Here is a 21,840-nt window from a genome sequence, read left to right on the forward strand (position 1 = left end):
CTCTTGATGTACAGGACTGAACAGGAGATGAAGTCACAGCGTCTTCGCCGGAAAGCGGGGCGGGCGCACGCTACGGTTGAGTGATAGGCACCAGCGGGCGAGAGAAAGGGGCGGAGCCTGTGCGACGGCTGACCAACACGGTGAAGAACTTCGACTGGGGAACCCCGGACGCGATCCCCGCGATCCTCGGCACCGTCCCGGACGGAACGCCGTGCGCGGAGCTGTGGCTCGGTGCGCATCCGCTCAGCCCGTCCCGCCTCGAACTCGCCGCCGGCAGCGGTCGGCACGCATCGTCGGGCTACGGGCGGGTCGGCTCGAGTTCGTCGGTCGACGTCCGGGCGGAAGGGCGGACCGACCTCGGACCCAACCTCATCGAATACATCGCCGGCGATCCCGAAGGCCTGCTGGGACGGGACTCGCTCGAGACCTTCGGCCCGCGCCTGCCGTTCCTCCTCAAGGTCCTCTCGGCCGAGCGTGCGCTTTCGATCCAGGTCCACCCCACCCCTGCCCAGGCCGCAGAGGGCTTCGCGCGCGAAGAGGAGACGGGTCCCGACCTCGACGCGCCCGACCGCAACTACAAGGACGCCTCTGCCAAGCCCGAGCTCATCTACGCGCTCACCGAATTCCACGCCCTCTCCGGGTTCCGTCCCCGTAAAGCTGTGCGGGCGACGTTCGAACGCTTCCTCTCGCTGTCGCTGAGCGTCTCCGCGCTCGACTTCCTCGGGGATATCCTCTCCTCCCTCAAGGGACTGAGCGAGACCAAAGCGTTTGCCCGGACGGTCGAGCGTCTCCTCGGCGACGGGCGGGCGCCGCAGCTCGTCACCGAGATCGCCGACCAGGACTTCGCGACGCCGCCGCGCGGCCACGCCTCGCAGATCGGCACCGCCGTCGACCCGATGCAGACGTTCCGCGAACTCGTCGCCGACTACCCGGGCGACCCCGGGGTGCTCGTGGCCCTCATGCTCTGCCGCGTCCACCTCCAGCCCGGAGAGGCGCTGGCCATGGACTCGGGAATCCTCCACGCCTACCTCGGCGGCACCGGCATCGAGATCATGGCCTCGAGTGACAACGTGCTCCGTGGGGGACTGACGACCAAGCACGTCGACATCCCCGAGCTCACGCGCATCGCCTCGTTCGCTGCGAGCGCACCGACGCTGCTCGAACCCGACCGCGACGGCGTGCTCACCGGCGCGACCGAGGACTTCGCCCTCCAGGCGCTGCGCTGCCCCCGACTCAAGCGCATCGAGCGCCGAGGCGCGGCGATCGCCCTGTGCACCTCCGGCACCATCACCCTGACCTCGGTCGGCGCGTCGACGACGCTGACCCGCGGCCAGAGCGTGTTCATCGGCGCGAACGAGCCCGCGGTCACCGCCGACGGGCACGGCGACCTCTTCGTCGCGACCACAGGCCTCGACCCGGCGCTGCCCTTCGCCTGAGCAGCGTCCCTCTCGTCTGAGCATCGTTCGCTCAGCGCCCCAGCGGTTCGCGGCCGGTCCAGCGCGCATCCCTCACCCCAAGCGTCTCGTCCTACGTGTGCGAGGGGAGGATCTGCGGCTGCGAGTGCGGTGTATGCGACTGCCGGTTGTCTGTGACGCTCCCGGGATGCGTCGCGCCTTCGGGTGAGGATTGCGCGTGCGGGGATGAATTGCGCGCGTGGGGATGATGATCGCCCAAAGGTAGGAATTGCGCGCAGGTGGATGTTTCGCGCCTACAGGGATGTCTCGCGGCACCACCCGAGCTGAGCCTCTGCACAGAAACGAGTCGAGGACGCTCAGTGTCGATTCTGCAATCAGAAATCGACACTGAGCGTCCTCGAAACGGCGTAGGGGACCAGCGCCGCTCAGCCGCAGCGCCGCTCAGCCGCAGCGCCGCTCAGCCGCGCGGGCTCAGACGTTGGGGACGTCGACGGTGGGGATCTCGCCGTCGACGATCACCTCGGCGCCGGTCTTCTCCTTGACCTCCTCGACGGTGACTCCGGGGGCGAGCTCGACGAGGGTGAAGGCGTTCCCGCTGACGTCGAGCACGGCGAGGTCGGTGATGATGCGCTCGACGACGCCTTTGCCGGTCAGCGGCAGGTCGCAGACCTCGAGGAGCTTGTGGGAGCCGTCCTTGGCGACGTGGTCCATGACGACGATGACGCGCTTGGCACCGTGGACCAAGTCCATCGCCCCGCCCATGCCCTTGACCATCTTGCCCGGGATCATCCAGTTGGCGATGTCGCCGTTGACGGCGACCTGCATCGCGCCGAGGATCGCCGCGTCGATCTTGCCGCCGCGGATCATCCCGAAGCTCGCCGCCGAATCGAAGTACGAGGCGCCGGGCAGCATCGTCACGGTCTCCTTGCCCGCGTTGATGAGATCGGGGTCGACTTCGTCCTCGGTCGGGTAGGGTCCGACGCCGAGGAGGCCGTTCTCCGACTGGAGGACGAGGTGGACGTCGTCGGGAACGTAGTTCGGCACAAGTGTGGGCATGCCGATGCCGAGGTTGACGTAGCTGCCGTCGGCGAGCTCCTGCGCCGCACGCGCGGCCATCTGGTTGCGGGTCAGTGACATAGGGGCTCTCCTCAGGCGCTTTCAGGGGTGGGGCGCAGGGTGCGCTTCTCGATCGGCTTGTCGGCGACCTGCTCGGGGGTGAGCGGGACGACCCGGTGGACGAAGACGCCGGGGACGTGGACCTGGTCCGGGTCGATCTCACCGGGTTCGACGAGCTTCTCGACCTCGGCGATCGTGATCCGTCCCGCCTGCGCGGCCGGGGGATTGAAGTTGCGGGCCGAGGAGTGGAAGACGAGATTGCCGTGCCGATCGCCGATCGCCGCCCGCACGAGTGCGTAGTCGGGGGCGAGCGACTCCTCGAGGACGTACTGCTGCTCCTCCCCGAACGTGTCGAAGACGCGCGTGTCCTTGGCCGGGGACTCCTTGATGACGTTGCCCTCGGAGTCGTACTTCCACGGCATGCCGCCCTCGGCGACCTGGGTGCCGGCGCCGGTGACCGTGTAGAAGGCGGGGATCCCCGCGCCCCCGGCCCGCAGCTTCTCCGCGAGCGTGCCCTGCGGGGTGAGCTCGACCTCGAGCTCACCGGAGAGGTACTGCCGGGCGAACTCCTTGTTCTCCCCGACGTAGGAGGCGATGATCCGGCGCAGCCGGTGATCGGCGAGGAGGACGCCGAGTCCGCGGCCGTCGACGCCCGCGTTGTTGGAGATCACCTCGAGGTCGGTCGTTCCCTGGTCCCGGATCGCGCGGATGAGGAATTCGGGGACTCCGACGACCCCGAAACCGCCCACGGCGATCGACGATCCATCGGCAATATCGGCCACCGCTTCTGCGGGCGTGTCAACTACTTTGTCCATGAGCCCAGTCTGCCACGGACCTCCCCGAGGGTTCCCGCGAGGTCCGTGATGTGGGCCTCATCCACGCCTGTGGCCAGGAGCGTCTCACCCCCGCCGAGGAGGTGGCCGAGGAACTCCGGCCACTGCCCGGCCAGCGGGGTCGAGTGGGAGACGAGGATCCCCGCGGGCCGACCGGTCCCCGCCTCCTCGGCCTCGGCCCAGGCGACCTCCGTCGGCTCGGCACCGGGGCCGGCGACGACGAGGACGCCGGAGCGGTCGAGCCGCCTCGAGGTCACGTCGGGGTAGGCGCGGATCGCGGAGTTGACGTCGATGAGATCGGCGTCGACGGGGGTGCTCAGGGCCAGCGCGGGAGGGTTGAAGACGAAGATCTCCTCCGCCGAGGCGATCGCCGGGTCCGATTCGACGCCCGCGGCGACGAAGGCGTGGAAGTCCCCATCGGGCACGATCGCCGGGTCGATCGCCGGCGGTCCCTCGGCGGCCTCCTGGTTGCCGGCTGCCTGGCCGGGCCCGCCGAGGACGACACGGCCGCCGCCGAGGAGCACGCTGAGGATCGCGACGAGCTCACGCCAGTGGAGACCGGCCGGCGAGGGGACGAAAAGCGTGAAGTCGGGACCGAGGTCGTAGTCGCCGAAGAGGCCGACTCCCTTGTGGACCCAGTTGGCGATGACCGGGCCGGTGAGGTCGAGGCGGTCGTATTCGGGGCCGCGCCAGAGGAGGACGGGACCGCCGGTGCGGCTGAGGCGGGAGAGGACCACGGAACCTGCTTTCGTCGCTGGGAGGGACTGTGTCGCTGGGAGGGACTGTGTCGGGGGCTCAGGGAGTGAGGAGTCCGATGTCGATGATCACGCCGCGGGGGAAGGCTCCGAGCTCCCCGTCGGCCCACTGCCACTTCGTCGTCGCCGAGAGGTCCTCGGCGAAGAGCGCGGTGTGCAACCGTTCGACGAGGGAGCCGAGTCCGACCATCGCCTCGAGGATCGGCGGCCCGTCGGCCTGCGTCACCGCCGGGGAGTCCGAGGGGCTCATGACGATCCGCGACCCCGAGCCCTCGATGCGCATCCGCCACGCCGCGTGTCCAGGCGTCCGGGAGATCCCGCCGCGGACGACGCGCACGGCCCGTGAGACCCGCTCGAGGATGTCGTCGCCGCCGTCGCCGGCCGCTGGGCGCCCGGGCACGGTCTCGACCCCGAGACCCCGTTGGATCGCCTCGACGTGGCCGTAGCGGAACCAGTCCTCGGCGCGGTCGCGGCACAGTGCGCTCGCACCGTCGCCGCCGTTGTCGAGATAGCCGCCGGCTCCGCGCACGAGCGCCATCGGCAGACCCCTGGCCGCCCCCTTGACGAGGTCGGCGGCCGCGGCGATCTCGTCGGCGACGGCGCGCACGGTCACCGACTGCAGCCGTCCGTCGTCATCGGGCAGACCGCGCTGGTCGTCGAGGCCCGAGAAGCCGGAGAGGCCCAGCGCGATGTCGCCGACGCCCACCCGCCACGGCCGCGAGGTCGTGTCGGAGACGACGACCCCGATGCGCACGGCGAAGGCCTCCTCGACACGCGAGCGCAGCTCGTCGGCCGAGCGGTCGGCATCGAGCGGGTGGAGGACGACGTCGCCTCCGGAGTTCGACTGGTCGAGGCCGGCAGCGGCCTGGACGGTGCCCGCTCGGGTCCGCACCACCTGGACGGTCGTGCCCGAGGCGTAGCTGCGCTCGGCGACGAGGTGGGTCGAGGAGCGGGCGACGAGCTCCTCGAACTCGGTGCGGTCGGCCACGCTCGCCAGCCGTCCGGCCGCCTTCGAGACGACCTTCGAGGCGATGACGAGGATGTCACCGTCCTTGAGGTCGATGCGGTTGCGGCGCAGGCTGGTGACGAGGATCGCCGCGAGGTCCGATCCCGGGCGGATGTCCTCGTCGACCGGCGGGGCGTAGACCGTGAGCAGTCTGTCGTTCATGCCCGCCCTCGCTCCGGTTCCGTGGCTCATCCCTCCATATTCCCATCCCTGCCGAACGAATCCGAAATTCTCACAGAATCCCCGTCGCGACACCACGGATAGTGGGGCGGGGGCCTCACCGCACCATATGTTGTGTCGGGGGCGCGTGTGCATGTGAAGGTGTGTTCGAATACGGTCACCGGGGCCGCCCCGATACTCCAAGAGGGCTTGACTCGACAGTAATGACACGCGTGTAATTTATACCTAAGGGGAACGCGCTTAGCACGAATTCTCGGATTCGGAAGGCACAACACGCTGAGCGTGAGAAAGGGGAACATCGTGCAGAGCGCACAGAGAAAGAGGCTCGAACAGGAGGAGCACTCCGCGATACCGGGAGTGACCTCCCGCAGCGCCGGCGACTGGTTCGTCGAACCCGGCGCCAGGACACCGGACACGCTGCCGGACCCGCTGGCCATCGACCCGAACGATCTCACACCGCTTCCCGTCGACGATACCGCAGTGTCACCGCTGTCGCTGCTCCTCGGCGCCGCCGGAGACGGAGAGCTCTCGTGGCAGGACCAGGCGCTGTGCGCCCAGACCGATCCCGAGGCCTTCTTCCCGGAGAAGGGCGGCTCGACACGTGAGGCCAAGCGGGTCTGCGAGTCCTGCGAGGTCCGCTCCGAATGCCTCGAGTACGCCCTGGCCAACGACGAACGGTTTGGGATCTGGGGCGGCATGTCCGAGCGCGAACGCCGCCGACTCAAGAAGCGAGTCGTGTGAGGCCTGCTGTCACTGTCGTCGTCTCCGGCGACGACTCCCGCCGTGCCGAGCTCGAGACGGCTCTGCACCGGATCCACCCCGAGATCCCCGTCGTCGATCTCGGGGGACTCACCGTCACCGAGGCGCTCGCCCTGCCGGCCGTCTCGGGCAGCGAGTACCTGTGGTTCCTCACTCCTGACTCCCGGCCCGAGCCGGGCTGCCTCGACGAACTCGTCGAGGCGATCAGCGCCACCGAATCGATCGCCGCCGTCGGCCCCAAGCTCATGGCGTCGGACCGGATCGTCTCCGCGGGCGTGACGACCACCTCGGCGGGGGAGCGGGTCAACCCCGTGGGCACCGGCGAGGTCGACCAGGGCCAGCGCGACGGCGTCGGCGAGACCCTCGCCCTCGACCTGCCCGGCATGCTCATCGCCACCGCCGAACTCTCCCGGGTCGGGGCGCCGAGTCGGGTGCTCGGCCCCGCCTACCGCGGGATCGAATTCTCGCGCCGCTTCCGCGACCTCGGCAAACGCGTCGTCGTCGCCCCCCGTGCCCGGCTCGAGGTCTCCGCCGCCGAGGCGGCCCAACTCGGGTCCTCTGCCCGCCCGCCGCGCTCGTCGGGCCAGATCCGCTCCGAACAGCGGTACCGTCTCAGCCTCGCTCGTCCCGGTCTGCCGGCGCTCGTCCTCGGCCTCGCGCTCACCCGGATCGGCCGTGCCCTCCTCGCCCTCCTCGGCAACGACCCGCGCACCGCCCGCTGGCACTTCTCCGCGCTCCTCGGCCTGCCCTCCGATGTCCGCGCGACCGGACGTCTGCGGAGGGCGAACGGCAAGCGCGGTCGCCTCGGCAGGCGGGCGAACAGCGCGCACCTCTCGGCGCTCTACGCCGACCCCGACGAGCTCGCCGTCCAACGCCGCAGCATGGTCGAGGGCACCGCCTCCGGCGTCGGCGTCGACGACGTGCGCGACGAGGCCGATCTCCACCAGGTCGGCGACACCGAAGAGGCCATCGACTCGTTCTCCCGCCTCGAGGTGAGCGGGGGAGCCGGCATCTTCACCCACCCGCTCACGTACCTCATCCTCGTCTCCGGCGTGCTCTCCGGCATCGTCTCGCACCGCCTCTTCGGTCCCGGCCACCTCGTCGGCGGCGCGCTCGGCTCGACCGACGTCGGCTACGGCGAGCTCATCGCCCGCCTCCTCGGAGGCAGGCTCGACGTCGGCACCGGGACAGACGTCCCCGCCGATCCGCTCCAGCTCGTCCTCGCCGTCCTCGGTCTGCCCTTCCTCGGCGACCTCGACCTCACGGTCCGCGTGCTCATCCTGCTCGCCCCCGTCGGCGCCGCGATCGCCGCCTACGCCGCAGCCGGAATGCTCGTCCACGGTCGCTGGGTGCGGGGACTCGCAGGTCTCCTCTGGGTCACAGCCCCGCTCTTCCTCACCGGACTGTCCGCCGGTCGCCTCGGCGTCATCGTCGTCTGGATCGCCGCCCCGCTCTTCGTCATCGCTCTCACCCGCAGCCTGCGCACCGGGTCGGTCTCCGCCGCCGCAGGAGCCGGTCTCCTCCTCTTCGTCCTCATCGCCGGCAGCCCGCTCCTGCTCGTCATCGGCCTCGTGCTCACCGTCGTCCTCCTCGCCACCCGGCAGGGGCTGCGCCACCTCTGGCTGCTCGCCCCCACGCTCGTGCTCGCATGGCCGTGGCTCCTCGGCGTCATCACCGAGCCGGGCACCCTGCTCGTCACGCCGGGCCAGACGCTCGCCCCGGGCGCGCCACCGACCTACCTGCTCGCCGTCGGCTTCCCCGCCCCGCTCGACCTGGGCTGGCTCGGTGCCGCGGCCGACGCCCTCGGCCTGAGCTCGGCTGCTGCGGCGACCGTGGGGCTGTGGGCTCCGGCCGTCGTCGTGCCCATGCTCGTCCTCGCCTTCCTCACGCTCATCGAGGCACGCATCCCCCTGCCGGTCCTCACGTGGACAGTCGGGCTCTACCTCGCCGGGCTCGCCCTGGCCACCCTTCAGGTCCACCTCCCCGCGCAGGTCGGGCCCTTCGCCCTCATCGGGTCCTACCCTGCGGCCGGTCTGACGCTGACGAGCCTCGGGGCCATCGCCCTGCTCGCCCTCGGCGCCGACCGTCTCGCCGCCGGCTCCCGGGGGCGGTCACGGGCGCCGATGCGCGTGCTCACCGGACTCGTCGTCCTCGCCGCCCTCGGCTTCGCGATGCTCGGCGTCGGACCCGCCTTCACCTCCAACGACACCGTCGCCACCGCCGAGCACGGGACCGTCCCGGCCCTGGCCGCCGACCGCGGGGCCGGAGACACCGAGGCCCGCACCCTGCGCCTCGACGCCGTCGACGGCGAGGTCATCGCCACCCTCATCTCAACCGCGGACGGCACCGTTCTCGGCACCTCGACGGTGCTCTCCGCCGAGGCGGTCGGCGGTCCTCCGTGGCAGCGTCGCCCGTTGCCGATCGGCGAGGACAAGGTCCTCATCGCCCAGGCCGCGGCTGCCCTGTCCGCCGACGACGCCGGTGACGTCCGCGACCTCCTCGGCCGCCTCGGCGTCGACTTCGTCCTCGTCGGTTCGGGAGAGGACGGACTGCGCAGCTCCGTGGCCGCAGCCACCGGACTCGTCGAGGTCGGTCCGACCGAGACGGGCACCCTCTGGCAGGTCGACAAGCCCTACAGCGGACGCTTCCTCATCGCCGAGCCCGACGGGACGCTGTCCACCGCACCGATCGTCGACGGACGGATCGAGGTCCCGGCGGGCGCCGAGGGACGCACGCTCATCGTCGCTGAGAACGCCCCCGACCTCGAGGCCGCCATCGGCGATCAAAACCTGCCGCGGCCGGCCGAGCCGAGCGCGGCATGGGATGCGGAGTTCTCGCTGCCCGCCGCCGGGGGCACCGTCGACCTCGACGAGGGATCTCCGCTGGTCAGCGCCGGTGTCATCGCCGGATGGGTGCTCGGTCTCGTCTGCCTCATCGTCGCCCTGCCGATCGGCACCCGCCGCACGGGAGACCACCGCCCGCGGGCGGGCGGTCGAGGAGGCGAGGCCCGCTCGGCCGGCTCGAGCGATCGGGACGGGCAGACGCGCGACGGGCAGACGCGCGACGGCGAGGCGCACGAGGAAGAGGCGCACGACGGGGGGACTCTGTCACAGGCGGAGACTGACGGCACCGACACCGGCCGAGCAGGCGACCCCGACGCAGCCGAGACCGCGGACTCCTCGGATGCCGGGCGGCCCGCCGACTCGGAGAAGCGGCCGAACCGCAGCGCTGCCACCCACTCGCGGACACTGACGAGGGAGAGGCCATGAAGCTCAGCCGCAGCATCGTCACCTTCGCGGCGATCGCCGTTCCCGGCGTCATCGTCGCCACCACCTCGTTCCTCGCCCCGATCACCTCGGGCACCCTCGACCGCAGCCCCGAGCAGGTGCGGATGCCCACGGCCGACACCAGGGTGATCTGCCCGGGACCCCTGCTCACCGACAAGGCCGCTGAAGGCACCGATGCGGAGTTCGTCGACGACTCGAACGTGAGCACCCGCGTCCTCGCCGCCTCGGCGCCGATCAGCGCCGCCGACGGCTCGGTCTCGGCCGCCCGACTGCGGGTCGCCGACCTCGGGGGCGGCCCGGACTTCGACCAGCCCGCCTCGGCGGGATTCGTCTCCGGCGACGACCCGGTGGCGGGCACGAAGATCGTCACCGGCTTCGCACGCCCGGGAGCACCCGCATTGACGACGGCTCTCGAGACCGTCGAAGGCACCTCGGGCGACCTCACGGGCCTGGCGACGCTCACGTGTGCGGAACCGGCCTCGAACTTCCGGATCCTCGCCGGCTCCGGCCAGCCGGGCTCGAACTCGCAGCTGCTGCTGAGCAACCCCGGCTCCGCGCCCGTCCAGGCCCGCGTGCAGATGATGACGGCCGCCGGCGCCCGGGGAGAGCCGACGGAGCTGAGCATCCGCGCCGGATCCCAGCGGGCCGTGCGCCTGGCCGGGCTCGCCGCCGGGGCCGAGGAGCTCGCCGTCGACGTCTCCGTCGACGGGGGAGTGCTCGCCGGCTCCGTCCAGGAGACGAAGCTCGACGGCCTCACCCCGCAGGGCATCGACCTCGCCGCCGCAGGGGCCGGGGCGGACTCCGAACAGGTCCTCACCGGCATGAGCGGCAAGAGCGTGCGGGTGCGCGTGGCGAACCCGAGCGACGACCTCGCCGAGGTCGACCTCAAGGCCTACGGTCCCGACGGGGGGATCGACCTCCCGCGCTCCTCGCTCACCGTCGTCGCCCAGGGTGTGGCCGAAGCCGATCTCGGGGAGCTCGACGCCGCGAGCATCGTCGTCTCCTCGGACCGGACCGTCCAGGCCTCGGGGATCGTCGCGACGAACGACGACGGAGGCAAGGGGGACTTCGCGACGCTGAGCGCGACCGACGACCTCGCCGAGACCCAGCTCATGGCCCTGCCGCGCACGGGTTCGGCAGAGCTCTTCCTCTCACCTGGACAGGGTCAGGTGCAGGTGGCGGGGATGCGCGACGACGGTTCCCTCACCGACTCGCGCACCGTCGACCTCGAGGAGTCGACGACGACGAGACTCAACCCGGCCGAGATCTCCCCGGATGCCGTCCGCGCCCTCGTCATCGGGGCAGCGAACGCCACCGGCACGGTGACCGGCGGTGTGCATGCGAGCCTCCTCGTCACCTCGGACACCGGGGTCTCGGCGGTCATGCCCGCGCCCGCCCCCGCCGGCGTCGCCTACCGCGACATCCGGCTCCGCTGACGCGGTCCGCTCACGCTCCGCGGAGCAGGTCGACCTGATCGGCGAGCACCTCGGCGATGAGGCTCTCCCTGCTGCCGCCGAGGCTGTGGTACTCGATCGGGCGACGGTAGAGGACGATGTGGGTCCGCCGGTGCGGGGTCGCAGGGAACACCCGCCCGAAGCTCGGCTCGTCCGACCCCGCCGGAGGCACCGCGTCGACGGCAAGGACGACGTCGGCGAGCAGCTCAGGGTCCCTGGCCCGGTGTCGGGCGAACTCCTCGGCGGCGAGGCGGGCGAAGCTCTGCGCCCGCGTCTCGCGTGCAGGCACGTCGGCGCGGTGGAGCGGGGAGCGCAGTCCCCGGCCGTGGCGGTCCCGTCTGCGGCGCGTGCTCATAGCCCGTCATTCTACCGAGGCGATCCCATCGGCTCGCACCCGGCGGCGCCTGCCCGGAACGGACGGGGCCAGCGTGTAGAGTTCAGTACTGTGTCAGCCTTGCGTACGTGCTCGAAAGTCAGCTGCTCGCGCAGCGCCACCGCGACCATGACCTATGTCCACGCGGACGCCTGCGTCGTCATCGGTCCCCTCGCCCGGCGTGCCGAACCCGGCGCCCACGACCTGTGCGCCGACCACGCCGCGAGGCTCACCCCGCCGGTGGACTGGCAGCTCATCCGCATCGGGACGGGTGAGGAACCGCCCGAGCGCACCCACGACGACCTCCTCGCGATCGCCGACGCCGTCCGCGAAGCGGCGGGAACGACGACACCGCGCCCCGAAGGTCCGACCCCTGTCGACGAGCCCGCCCCCGCCGGCCGCAAGCACGGCCACCTGCGCATCATCGGCCCCTGAGCCACTCCGCGCACGAACCGAAGGACCCCCATGTCAGGTGAGACCCTCTCCGCCTCCCGTTCCCGCGCCCTCGACACCGCCGTCGGCGCCTACGACATCCGGGGACGGATCCCCGACCAGCTCGACGACGACGTCCTCTTCGCCCTCGGCTGGGCGACCGCCTCGGCGATGGGGGAGATCCACGGCAGCGGCGAGGTCGTCATCGGACACGACATGCGCCCGAGCTCCCCGGGCTTCGCCCGCTCCTTCGCCGCCGGAGTCGGGGCCGCGGGATCGCGGGCCGTGCTGTTGGGCCTGTGCTCGACCGACCAGCTCTACTTCGCCTCCGGGATCTTCGACCTGCCCGGGGCGATGATCACCGCGAGCCACAACCCCGCCGACTACAACGGGATCAAGATCTGCGCCCCCGGCGCCGGCGGGGTGAGCCTCGAGACCGGACTCGGCCGCATCCGCGACCTCGCCCCGAACGCCCCCGACCCTGCGGTGGGGACCCCGGCGGTCTCCGTCGACGAATCCGCGGCCGCCTCGGTGCGCACCCGGTACGCGCAGCGCATCCGCGAGCTCACCCGCCTCGACGAGGTCGCGGACCTCACCGTCGTCGTCGACGCCGGAAACGGCATGGCCGGGCGCCTCATCGGCGAGGTCTTCGGCACCGACGCCGGGCTGCCGGCGACCCGACTCGAGATCATCGGGCTCTACACGGAACTCGACGGGACGTTCCCCAACCACGAGGCCAACCCGCTCAAGCCGGAGAACCTCGTCGACGTCCAGGCCGCCGTGCGCGAGCACGGCGCCGACCTGGGGCTCGCCTTCGACGGCGACGCCGACCGCTGCTTCTTCATCGATGAGACCGGGGCGACGATGTCGGCCTCGGCGGTCGGCGCCCTCGTCTCCGAACGGGAGATCGCCCGCGCCCGAGCGGCGGGTCGCGACGAACCCACGGTCATCCACAACCTCATCACCTCCCGCAGCGTGCCCGAGGCGATCACCGCCGCCGGGGGCCGCGCGGTGCGCTCGAAGGTGGGCCACTCGGGGATCAAGACCCTCATGCGCGAGGAGGGTGCGGTCTTCGCGTGCGAGCACTCCGCGCACTTCTACTTCGAGGAGTTCTACGGCGCGGACTCCGGCATGCTCGCCGCATGCCACCTCATCGCCGCCCTCGCCGAGGCCGACGGGCTCGCCTCCCGTCTCGTCGCCGCCTACGACACCTACCGGCAGTCCGGGGAGATCAACTTCACCGTCGCCGACCCCGACGCCGTGCTCGAAGCCTTTGCCGCCGCCGCGCCCCGGTTCGCCCCTGAGCTCGTCGAGGACCTCGACGGGATCAGCCTGCAGGGCCGCGACTGGTGGGTCAACCTGCGCAAGTCGAACACCGAACCCCTGGTCCGGCTCAACGTCGAGGCCCCCGACGACGCCCGGATGCGCGAGCTCACCGCCCGCGCCACCGACATCGTCGAAGGCCGCGTCGCCTGACCGCTGCCCCCAACGTCCCGAAATCCCAAGGAGGACCCGTGCTCGCACCCACCGACTTCAAGGTCGCCGATCTCTCCCTCGCCGAGGCGGGACGCCATCAGATCCGGCTCGCCGAACGCGAGATGCCCGGCCTCATGGCGCTGCGCGAGGAGTACTCCGCCTCCGCCCCGCTGGCCGGGGCGAGGATCTCAGGCAGCCTCCACATGACCGTGCAGACGGCCGTGCTCATCGAGACCCTCGTGGCCCTCGGCGCCGAGGTCCGCTGGGCCAGCTGCAACATCTTCTCCACCCAGGATGAGGCCGCGGCCGCCGTCGTCGTCGGCGACGGCACCCCGGAGGCGCCGTCCGGGGTCCCGGTCTTCGCATGGAAGGGCGAGAGCCTCGAGGAGTACTGGTGGGCGGCCGACCGGATCTTCGACTTCGCCGAAGGACCCACCCTCATCCTCGACGACGGCGGGGATGCGACGATGTACGTCCTCGAAGGTGCGGCCGCCGAAGCCGCCGGCCGCGTCCCCACCGCCGGGGAGGACGCCCCCGAGGAGTATCGGGCCTTCCTCGCCCAGCTCGAGACGGCGATGACCGCGGCTCCCGGCCGCTTCACCCGCCTGGCCGAGGGCATCCAGGGCGTGAGCGAGGAGACGACGACAGGTGTCAACCGCCTCTACCGCCTCGCCGAGGCGGGACGCCTGCCGTTCCCCGCGATCAACGTCAACGACTCGGTGACGAAGTCGAAGTTCGACAACCGCTACGGCATCCGCCATTCCCTGCCCGACGGCCTCAACCGGGCCACCGACGTCCTCATCGGCGGCAAGATCGCCGTCGTCGTCGGCTACGGGGACGTCGGCAAGGGCGCGGCCGAAGCGCTGCGCGGTCAGGGGGCGCGCGTCATCGTCACCGAGATCGACCCGATCTGCGCACTCCAGGCGACGATGGACGGCTACCAGGTGGCTCTCCTGCCCGACGTCGCCGAGGTCGCCGACATCGTCATCACGACGACCGGCAACACCCGCGTCGTCGACGTCGACGTCCTCCGCAGCCTCAAACCGGGAGCGATCGTCGGCAACGTCGGCCACTTCGACGACGAGATCGACCTTGCCGGCCTGCGTCGCGTCGACGGGGTGAGCGTCGTCGAGATCAAACCGCAGGTCCACGAATGGACCATCCCCGTGCCGACGGAGGCCGGACTCGGACGGGAGACGACGCAGATCCTCGTCCTTTCCGAGGGTCGGCTGCTCAACCTCGGCAACGCCACCGGGCATCCCTCGTTCGTCATGAGCGCCTCGTTCTCCAACCAGGTCCTCGCTCAGATCGAGCTGTGGACCCGAGGGTCGGACTACGACGATGCGGTGCACCGGCTGTCGAAGGAGCTCGACGAAAAGGTCGCCCGGCTCCATCTGCCCGCGCTCGGGGCGCAGCTGAGCGAGCTGACGAAGGAGCAGGCCGAGTACATCGGCGTCGACGTCGCCGGGCCGTACAAGCCCGACCACTACCGGTACTGAGCGCCGCTACCGCTGCCGGTCGGCGCTCAGCCGCAGGCCGTGCGGCAGCCGGTCGACCCCGGCGCGGAAGGACTCGGCCTGCGCACCTCGGCGGTGGGCCCTGTCCCGGTCGGTCACGCGCTGGCGGGCGACGACGGCGGCGAGGAACTGCTCGGGCAGCGTCCCTTCGGGTGGAGCCGGGGCGACGTAGGGGTTAAGCTCGGTCGCGAGCTCGATCGCCCGCTGCCAGCGTGACTCGTGGCCGAGCCCGGGGGCGACGGCGAGGAACTGGACGATCCGGCGGCGCAGGCCGGCCGGCACCGCGGAGACGTCGGTCTCCGCAAGCCAGGGGACGAGCTGCGGGGCGACGTGCGTGTGCACCGGAGGAGGGGGAGTCGCGCGTTCGCTCACCGCGATGGTGCCGGCCATGTAGTCGCCGAGGCGCTTCGTCTGCGGGGACACGAGTCCCGAGAGTGCGGCGATCCCACCGCCGGTCCCGATGACCTCGAACTGCCAGAGCAGGGCGCGGACGAAGGAGTGCCGGAGGCGGACCGCCCCACCGTCGTCACGGACGATCCGCAGGCCGAGGATGAGCTTGCCGAGCGACCTCCCGCGGGTGAGGACCTCGACGAGGAGGGGGAGGAGGACGAAGACGGCGACCGTCATCATCGTCATCACCGCGGTGAGGAGCAGCCCGTTGAGCGACCGGAGCTGGAGGAGCAGCCAGAACGTCGCGACGAGCAGTCCGATGTTGACCAGCGTGTAGGCGACGGCGTCGATGAGGCAGCTGAGCGCGCGGGCGGCCAGCGCCGCGGGCTGGACGCTGAGTTCGACGGCCTCGCCTGTCACCAGAGTGCTCACACCACCATCCTGGCACACCTGCTCCACGGCGGCCCGATGCCGGGGCGGCATCGTCTAGGGTGGAGGCATGGATCCCAACCTGCTCGCCGAGATGCACGGGGACCAGTGGAGGGAGCTGTCGGCCCTGGCCAAGCGCAACCGGCTCGATCCGGCGCAGGCTGAGCGGTTCCTCGTCCTCTACCGGGCGGCGTCGAAGGACCTCTCGCAGATCATGACGGTGGCCCCGGACTCCCTCGAGGCCGCGCGGCTCTCGACGATCGTCCACCGGGCGCGCACCCACCTCTCCTCCGTCCCCGCCGGCGGGCTCTCGGGACTCAGCCGCTTCTTCGTCGTCGCCCTGCCGCTGTCGCTCTACCGGCTGCGCTGGGACTTCGTCGCCGTCGCGGTCTTCTTCCTCTCGGTCTCCGTGCTCTCCGGGGTATGGGCGGGCACTCACCCCGAAGTGCTCGAGACCTTCGGCGACCGCGCCTCCCGGCAGCAGTTCGCCGAACACGACTTCGTCGAGTACTACAAGGAGAACCCGAACGGCTTCTTCGCCGTGGGCGTGTGGACGAACAACGCGTGGATCGCCGTCCAGTTCGTCCTCCTCGGCGTCACCGGCGTCTTCGTCGTCCAGGGGCTCGTCCTCAACGCCGTCAACGTCGGCTTCTCGGCAGCGATGATGTTCGAGTTCGATCGGGGAGCGGACTTCTTCCTCTACATCCTCCCGCACGGCATCCCGGAGATCAGCTGCATCCTGCTCGCCGCGGCCGCCGGTCTCCGGCTCTTCTTCGCGTGGGTGATCCCGGGCCCGCAGCTGCGGCGGACGAAGCTCGCAACCGAGGCCCGCTCCCTGCTCGTCGTCGCCGGCGGACTCGTCATCATGCTCTTCCTCTCCGGCCTCATCGAGGGCTTCGTCACCCCGAACCCGCTCCCACCGCTGGTCAAGATCGCCATCGGCATCGCCTACACGGCCGCCGTCGTCGTCTACGCTGCCGTCCTCGGCAGGCGGTCCTCCCGCGCACAGCTGTCGGCCGACCTCGACGCCCACGAAGCCGGTTACCAGATCGTCGCGACCGACCGCTGAGCTCAGAGCCTCCCGCTCGTCTTCAGCCGGATGTAGAGGTCGGCCAGGGCCCCGGGGAGATCGTCGGGGACCGCGGCCACGGAGTCGACGCCGAGGCCGCGCAGTCGCGAGCGCACAGCCCGGACGGTGAGGATCTCGGTGGCGGCGGCCGCGGCGGTGTAGACCTCGCTCGCATCGCCGCGACGGGCGCTGAGATCGTCGAGCTCGGGATCGCTCACGGCGGCGACGACGACCCGGTGCCGGGCCATGAGGGCGGGCAGCACGGGCAGGATCTCCTCGGCCACGGTCGCCTCGTCGAGGGCGGTGACGAGGACGACGAGCGCACGCTGCCGGGTCGATGAGAGCACGGCCGAGGCGATCTGCTCCCAGTTGGCGTCATAGAGCTCAGGGTCGACGGGGGTGAGCGCCACGGAGAGGTCGTGGACGGGATCGTGGGCGCGGTGGCTCGACGCTGTGGCCCGCACCCGAGCGTCGGCGACGATGACGTCGACGCGATCACCGGCCCCGGCGGCAAGCGCCGTGAGCAGCAGGGCCGATTCGAGGGCGGCGTCGAAGACCGTGCCCTCTCCACTGCGCCTGGCCGCGAGCCGCGAGGAGTCGACGACGATGACGACGCGGCGATCGCGCTCGGGTCGCCACGTCTTGACGACGAGGTCCTGGGCGCGGGCGCTGGCCCGCCAGTCGATCGAGCGGACGTCGTCGCCGTCGACGTAGTCGCGCAGCGAATCGAACTCGGTGCCCATGCCGCGGATCATCACCGCCGAGCGGCCGTCGAGCTCGCGCAGCTTCTGCTGCTTCGAGGGCAGCTCCCGGCGGGAGACGAAGGGCGGGAGGACGCGGACCGTCGCCGGGACGTCGACGCTCCTCTGCCGGGCGATGAGCCCGAGGACGCTCGTCGTGCGCAGGGTGACCCGGTCGGCTGCCAGAGCCCCGCGCCGCCTCGGCGAGAGCACCGTGGTGATCTCACGGGTCCCGTGCGGGGGCAGGGTGAGGCGGGTCCTCGTCTCGTGCGCACCCGCACTCGGGGGCCACGCATCGCGCACGCGCAGCCGGATCGGCCGATCGGAGTCGTTGACGAGGGTGAGCGTCGACCGGGTGTCGTCGCCGAGGCGGACCATCGGACCCGGGGTCCGCTGCAGGCGCACGAGCGCCGGCGAGGGCGCTGCGAACCGGTCGATGACGGCGAGGACGACGATGACACCGGCGGTGATCGCCAGGCTCTGCCAGCCGGGGGCGAGCATGACCGGGACGATCCCTGAGACCGTGAGGAGGAGCAGGCGCGGGGTCATTCAGCGGGGCACATCGGTCGTCGCGACGATCGAGTCGAGGACGTGGGAGACGCTCAGGCCGTCCATCTGCGCCTCGGGACGGAGGATGACCCGGTGGCCGAGCGTCATCGGGACGAGGAACTTCACATCGTCGGGGGTGACGTAGTCGCGCCCGCCCAGCCACGCGAACGCCCGGGCGGCGGCGAGCATCCGCGTCGCCCCGCGCGGGGAGACGCCGAGGGCCAGCGACGGCGCCTCCCGGGTGGCCCGGGCGAGGTCGACGATGTAGGAGATGATCTCCGGGGCGATGTGGACGCCGGCGATCGCCGAGCGGGCCCGGGCGATCATCGCGGCGTCGAGGACGGGCCTCAGCCCTGCGGCCGTGAGCTGGGAGGCGTCGAAGCCGCGGGCATGGCGGTCGAGGATCTCGTACTCGAAGTCGCGATCGGGCAGGGTGAGGACGAGCTTGAAGAGGAACCGGTCGAGCTGGGCTTCGGGCAGCGGGTACGTGCCCTCGTACTCGAGCGGGTTCTGTGTGGCGGCGACGAGGAACGGCTCGGGAAGGCTGCGGGAGCGCCCGCCGACGGAGACCTGGTGCTCCTCCATCGCCTCGAGCAGTGCCGACTGCGTCTTCGGCGGGGTGCGGTTGATCTCGTCGGCGATGAGGACGTTGGTGAACACTGGGCCGGGACGGAACTCGAAGTCGGACGCCGAGGCATCCCAGACGAGGGAGCCGGTGACGTCGGAGGGCATGAGGTCGGGGGTGAACTGGATGCGGGTGTGGTCGAGGTCGACAGCAGTGGCGAAGCTGCGCACGAGGAGGGTCTTCGCGACGCCGGGCACACCTTCGAGGAGGACGTGGCCCTGGCACAGGAGCGCGAGGAGCAGTCCGGTGACCGCATCGTCCTGCCCGACGACGGCCTTCCCGATCTCCGCGCGCACAGCGGCGAAGGCCGCCCGCAGCGGGTCGGGGTCGCCGCCCTGCCCGGGAGCTGCGTCTCCGGCGGGGGAACGCGGGGTCGCCTCGGCGGGAGGCATCGGAGGCCGGGCGGGTGCCGGGGGAGCCTGGTCGTGCGGGTGAGGGCCTGTGGTCATGGGATCTCGCTTTCGATGGTGCTGATGAGGTCGACGAGGGCGGTGAGCTCGCGGTCGTCGGCAGGGACCGCGGTGACGAACACCGTTCTCAGCTGCGTGGGGTCGCGTCCGGTGGTCGCGCTCATCCGGGCGAGGATCTCCTCCCGCCCGGCCTCCGAGCTCAGTGCCAGTCGGCGCGCGATGCGCAGCAGGGCGGCGGTGCGCAGGGCGTGGAGGGCGCCGAGGCGGTCGCCGCTGCGTTCGGCCAGTGCGGCACGACCGTGGACGGTCTCGACGGCGGGGACGACGACGGGGAGGCGTTCGACGGCGAGCGGGCCGAAGCGGCGGCCGGCGACGAGGAGGACGACGATGAGGCAGGGCAGCATCCATACGGTGCCGGCGATGAACCAGTCCGGCACGTAGTCGAGCGTCGACGGCGGAGCGTCCCCGGAGGCGTCCGGGCGCGGGTAGTAGACGACGAGGCGGTCGGTCTGCGAGAGCGTCGAGAGGGCAAGCGCCGCGTTGCCGTCCTCGGTGATCGTCCCGTTGCTCACCCATGCGGGGTTGCCGAGGACGGTGACGGGGAACCGGCCGCCGTCGTCGACGACGAGCTGACCCGCAGGACTCGTCTGCTCGTCGACGCCCGGACCGGTGAAGGGATAGCACACGGTGGCGCCGTCGACCGGCTCGTAGCGGGTCTGCCCGGTGCTCACCTCGCCGGCGGCACGGGCCGCGGGCAGCGGGCAGTCGGGCGGGGAGGTCGCATCGGGCTGGGCGAGCGGGTCGGAGTCGGCGTCGGCGGCGAGGCGCGCGGTGAAGCGTGCGACCGCGACGCCTGGGTCGACGAGAACGAGCCGGTTGCCCTGGGAGGCCAGCGCCGAGGGGAGGCCGTCGACGTCGCCCCGGGAGAGTCCCTCGGCGCCGGTGAGGATGAGCAGCGTCGTACCCGGCACGGCGCTGGCCTCCCGGGCCTCCTGGGCGTCCTCTGTCGTGCTCACCTGCGTGCCGTGGTCGCGCAGCGTCTCGATGAGCGCCTTCGTGCCGTCGCGCTGCGTCGAATCGAAGTGGAGGGGGTCGGCTGGCTGTCCGTCGTCGCCGAGGAGCATCGTGACGATGACGGTGAGGAGGACGACGGCGACGCCGACGATCCACACCCCGGCCGAGCGCATCCGGGTCCGCAGACCCACGGTGGGGGCGTTGTGGGTGCCGCGGGCGGCGACGTCGAGGGAGGCGCTCATCGCAGCGCTCCCGTCTGTGGGCCCGCGGGGAGGCGGGAGAGAGCGGCGTCGAGGCTGACGAACTGTGCGAAGAGCGCGCGCAGTTCGTCGTCCGAACGCTGCGGTGCCGACTCCTCGCCGAAGACGAGGTCGTTGAAGACCTCGGCGACCCGGTCGAGGTCCTCCGCACGGGAGGGGACGGCCCGGCCTGCGGTGCGGGCGAGTTCGCTCGCGGTGGCCGCGTCGTCGAGGTCGACGACGCCGCGCAGCGCAAGGACGGCGAAGATCGCGCGTGCCTGGTCGGCGACGGCGGTGCGGAGGTCCCCGCGGTCCGCTGCGGCCTGCGCGCTCTGTCGCCACGGCTGCGGCTGCGGGGCGGCGACGACGGCGTCGAAGGCGCTCACGGGCACCTGCACCCGGCGCAGGCCGAGGCGCCGGACCCGCCAGACGATGAGGACGACGATCGCTGCGAGGGCGAGGACGACGAGGAGGAGGAGCCACGGGGAGTTCCCGCTAAGAGCGGCGGAGACGAGCCCGGAGAGCATGTCGTCGACCCAGCGGCCGAGTCGTTCGAGCGGGGTGAGGTCGGTCGCGGAGTACTCGTCGCGGCGCAGCTCCTCCTCGAGCCACCTCCGCCCGGTGTCGCGGTCGACGGGGGCGGCGGCGAGGACGGCGGCAGTGTTCATGCGCTGCGCTCCTCCTCACCGCGGATGAGGACGAGGTCGTAGCCCTCGCCGCGCATCCTGGCATCGAAGTAGCACGCGCACACGAGGCACGAGAAGTAGCCGAAGAGGACAGCCGAGGAGATCGTCGTCAGGGCGAGCACGACTGCCCCGACGACGATGCCGATCGCGGTCATCACCGCGACGTCGCCCTCGGCGGCGGCGAGGCCGATGACGGCGAGGGTGGTGACGACGAGGAGGAACGGGCTGAGGATGAGCTGGATGAGCTGGTTGGAGAGGACGTAGCCGAGACCGAGCTGACCGAGCAGGCGCCAGAGGCCGCGACCGGTGAGCCGCCATGACCGGGCCACGGCCGCGGGCACGCGCAGCCCCTCGGCGCCGATGGCCGTGCCGACGAGTGCGAGGCGGAGGTTGACCCAGACGACCGCGCAGACCCAGAGGAGGAGGGAGAGGACGCCGACGACGACGGCGGGCACGGTCGCCTCGGCGAGGCTGAGCAGGGTCGCGGGGACGAGGAGGACGAGGAGGAGTCCGAGGTCGATGCCGGTGATGAGTCCGGCGGCGAGGACGAGACGCCACCGCCGGCCGCGCAGCGCCCGCCATGATTCGGCCAACCCCATCCGCCTCGCCCCGAAGGAGGCCTCAGCGGCGGGGACGGTGAGCCCGGCGAGGAAGTGGACGAGGCCGAGGCTGAGGAGGCTGAAGACGAACGACCCGAGCTGGGCGAGGAGGGAGAACCCGGAGAGCGCCTCGTCGTTGCCCATGAGGTCGCGGAGGAAGGGGAGGAAGGTGAGGGCGAGACCGGTGCCGACTGCGGTGAGCAGGAGGGTCCAGAGGCTGAGCACGATGAGCGGGGCGCCGATCGCCGGTCCGGGGGCGAAGCGGAGCAGGCGGAAGCCGGAGTCGAGGACCTCGAAGAACGTCAGGGGCCGCTTCGCGAGGATCCCTCGCCTCAGCGGCGGTGACCACGGCTGCGGACCGGGAGCGGGACCGCGGGTCTGCCACCGGCCCGTATGCCAGTTGACCTGCGAAGTCCATGCGTTCGTGCGTCCCATCACCCTCAATCCTGCCATGGAAGTCAGGGGGAGAGTGTCATGGTCGAAACTT

Annotated in this window: 19 protein-coding genes; 8 read left to right on the forward strand and 11 right to left on the reverse strand. The window is 71.5% G+C overall.

Features of this window, described 5'->3' with window-relative positions:
* The first annotated feature begins 119 nt into the window (after nucleotides 1–119).
* Nucleotides 120–1,436, forward strand: a complete 1,317-nt coding sequence (manA, locus tag EZE58_RS03120) for a mannose-6-phosphate isomerase, class I (protein WP_009374819.1) — start codon at nucleotides 120–122, stop codon at nucleotides 1,434–1,436.
* A 450-nt stretch (nucleotides 1,437–1,886) separates the two neighbouring features.
* Here the strand turns inward: manA and EZE58_RS03125 are convergent, their stop codons facing one another.
* The 4 genes from EZE58_RS03125 to EZE58_RS03140 are packed head-to-tail and all read right to left on the reverse strand — an operon-like array spanning nucleotide 1,887 to nucleotide 5,287.
* Complete coding sequence (locus tag EZE58_RS03125; RefSeq protein ID WP_009374820.1) at nucleotides 1,887–2,552, reverse strand: CoA transferase subunit B; 666 nt, start codon at nucleotides 2,550–2,552, stop codon at nucleotides 1,887–1,889.
* Nucleotides 2,553–2,563: 11 nt separating this feature from the next.
* Nucleotides 2,564–3,346: a CoA transferase subunit A gene (locus EZE58_RS03130; protein ID WP_040340918.1), complete on the reverse strand. Its 783-nt coding sequence runs from the start codon at nucleotides 3,344–3,346 to the stop codon at nucleotides 2,564–2,566.
* The gene (locus EZE58_RS03135) at nucleotides 3,334–4,101 is read right to left on the reverse strand and encodes a hypothetical protein (RefSeq protein ID WP_009374822.1); all 768 of its coding nucleotides are present in this window, start codon (nucleotides 4,099–4,101) and stop codon (nucleotides 3,334–3,336) included. The genes EZE58_RS03130 and EZE58_RS03135 overlap by 13 nt, the downstream gene beginning before the upstream one ends.
* A 58-nt stretch (nucleotides 4,102–4,159) precedes the next feature.
* The gene (locus tag EZE58_RS03140; RefSeq protein ID WP_231882192.1) at nucleotides 4,160–5,287 is read right to left on the reverse strand and encodes a coenzyme F420-0:L-glutamate ligase; all 1,128 of its coding nucleotides are present in this window, start codon (nucleotides 5,285–5,287) and stop codon (nucleotides 4,160–4,162) included.
* Nucleotides 5,288–5,785: 498 nt separating this feature from the next.
* Here EZE58_RS03140 and EZE58_RS03145 point away from each other — a divergent pair, with 498 nt between their 5' ends.
* Genes EZE58_RS03145 through EZE58_RS03155 form a run of 3 tightly spaced genes read left to right on the forward strand, consistent with a single transcriptional unit; the run spans nucleotide 5,786 to nucleotide 10,787 of the window.
* A complete protein-coding gene (locus EZE58_RS03145) occupies nucleotides 5,786–6,046 on the forward strand; it encodes a WhiB family transcriptional regulator (RefSeq protein WP_040341092.1) in 261 nt (86 codons plus the stop codon).
* Entirely contained in the window at nucleotides 6,043–9,333 is a 3,291-nt protein-coding gene (locus tag EZE58_RS03150) for a hypothetical protein (protein ID WP_063249435.1), read from the forward strand. Before EZE58_RS03145 ends, EZE58_RS03150 begins: the two co-directional genes overlap by 4 nt.
* Nucleotides 9,330–10,787, forward strand: coding sequence for a DUF5719 family protein (locus EZE58_RS03155; RefSeq protein ID WP_009374827.1), 1,458 nt, complete (start codon nucleotides 9,330–9,332; stop codon nucleotides 10,785–10,787). The genes EZE58_RS03150 and EZE58_RS03155 overlap by 4 nt, the downstream gene beginning before the upstream one ends.
* Nucleotides 10,788–10,797: 10 nt before the next feature.
* Here EZE58_RS03155 and EZE58_RS03160 read toward each other — a convergent pair whose 3' ends face one another.
* Nucleotides 10,798–11,160, reverse strand: coding sequence for a metallopeptidase family protein (locus EZE58_RS03160; protein WP_009374829.1), 363 nt, complete (start codon nucleotides 11,158–11,160; stop codon nucleotides 10,798–10,800).
* A gap of 90 nt (nucleotides 11,161–11,250) precedes the next feature.
* Here EZE58_RS03160 and EZE58_RS03165 point away from each other — a divergent pair, with 90 nt between their 5' ends.
* From EZE58_RS03165 to ahcY, 3 genes are read left to right on the forward strand one after another with little or no spacing between them, the layout of a single operon-like run.
* The gene (locus EZE58_RS03165; RefSeq protein ID WP_081590930.1) at nucleotides 11,251–11,613 is read left to right on the forward strand and encodes a DUF3499 family protein; all 363 of its coding nucleotides are present in this window, start codon (nucleotides 11,251–11,253) and stop codon (nucleotides 11,611–11,613) included.
* A 30-nt stretch (nucleotides 11,614–11,643) separates the two neighbouring features.
* Nucleotides 11,644–13,086, forward strand: a complete 1,443-nt coding sequence (gene manB / locus EZE58_RS03170) for a hypothetical protein (RefSeq protein ID WP_063249431.1) — start codon at nucleotides 11,644–11,646, stop codon at nucleotides 13,084–13,086.
* A 38-nt stretch (nucleotides 13,087–13,124) separates the two neighbouring features.
* Nucleotides 13,125–14,585, forward strand: coding sequence for an adenosylhomocysteinase (ahcY, locus tag EZE58_RS03175; RefSeq protein WP_101624565.1), 1,461 nt, complete (start codon nucleotides 13,125–13,127; stop codon nucleotides 14,583–14,585).
* 6 nt (nucleotides 14,586–14,591) lie between these two features.
* Here ahcY and EZE58_RS03180 read toward each other — a convergent pair whose 3' ends face one another.
* On the reverse strand, nucleotides 14,592–15,425 hold the full coding sequence (locus EZE58_RS03180) for an RDD family protein (RefSeq protein WP_063249429.1): 834 nt from the start codon (nucleotides 15,423–15,425) through the stop codon (nucleotides 14,592–14,594).
* A gap of 67 nt (nucleotides 15,426–15,492) precedes the next feature.
* Here EZE58_RS03180 and EZE58_RS03185 point away from each other — a divergent pair, with 67 nt between their 5' ends.
* Nucleotides 15,493–16,491, forward strand: a complete 999-nt coding sequence (locus EZE58_RS03185) for a stage II sporulation protein M (RefSeq protein ID WP_063249427.1) — start codon at nucleotides 15,493–15,495, stop codon at nucleotides 16,489–16,491.
* 2 nt (nucleotides 16,492–16,493) lie between these two features.
* On the opposite strand, the gene EZE58_RS03190 is transcribed toward EZE58_RS03185, so the two are convergent.
* The 5 genes from EZE58_RS03190 to EZE58_RS03210 are packed head-to-tail and all read right to left on the reverse strand — an operon-like array spanning nucleotide 16,494 to nucleotide 21,788.
* Nucleotides 16,494–17,780, reverse strand: coding sequence for a DUF58 domain-containing protein (locus EZE58_RS03190; RefSeq protein ID WP_063249426.1), 1,287 nt, complete (start codon nucleotides 17,778–17,780; stop codon nucleotides 16,494–16,496).
* The gene (locus tag EZE58_RS03195; protein ID WP_009374843.1) at nucleotides 17,781–18,854 is read right to left on the reverse strand and encodes a MoxR family ATPase; all 1,074 of its coding nucleotides are present in this window, start codon (nucleotides 18,852–18,854) and stop codon (nucleotides 17,781–17,783) included.
* Nucleotides 18,851–20,071: a DUF4350 domain-containing protein gene (locus EZE58_RS03200; RefSeq protein ID WP_167559785.1), complete on the reverse strand. Its 1,221-nt coding sequence runs from the start codon at nucleotides 20,069–20,071 to the stop codon at nucleotides 18,851–18,853. The genes EZE58_RS03195 and EZE58_RS03200 overlap by 4 nt, the downstream gene beginning before the upstream one ends.
* The gene (locus tag EZE58_RS03205; RefSeq protein WP_009374847.1) at nucleotides 20,068–20,736 is read right to left on the reverse strand and encodes a DUF4129 domain-containing protein; all 669 of its coding nucleotides are present in this window, start codon (nucleotides 20,734–20,736) and stop codon (nucleotides 20,068–20,070) included. Before EZE58_RS03205 ends, EZE58_RS03200 begins: the two co-directional genes overlap by 4 nt.
* Nucleotides 20,733–21,788, reverse strand: coding sequence for a hypothetical protein (locus EZE58_RS03210; protein WP_131248369.1), 1,056 nt, complete (start codon nucleotides 21,786–21,788; stop codon nucleotides 20,733–20,735). The genes EZE58_RS03205 and EZE58_RS03210 overlap by 4 nt, the downstream gene beginning before the upstream one ends.
* Between the last annotated feature and the right edge of the window lie 52 nt (nucleotides 21,789–21,840).

This window comes from Brevibacterium sp. LS14, from assembly GCF_012027885.1.
Lineage (GTDB): Bacteria > Actinomycetota > Actinomycetes > Actinomycetales > Brevibacteriaceae > Brevibacterium > Brevibacterium casei.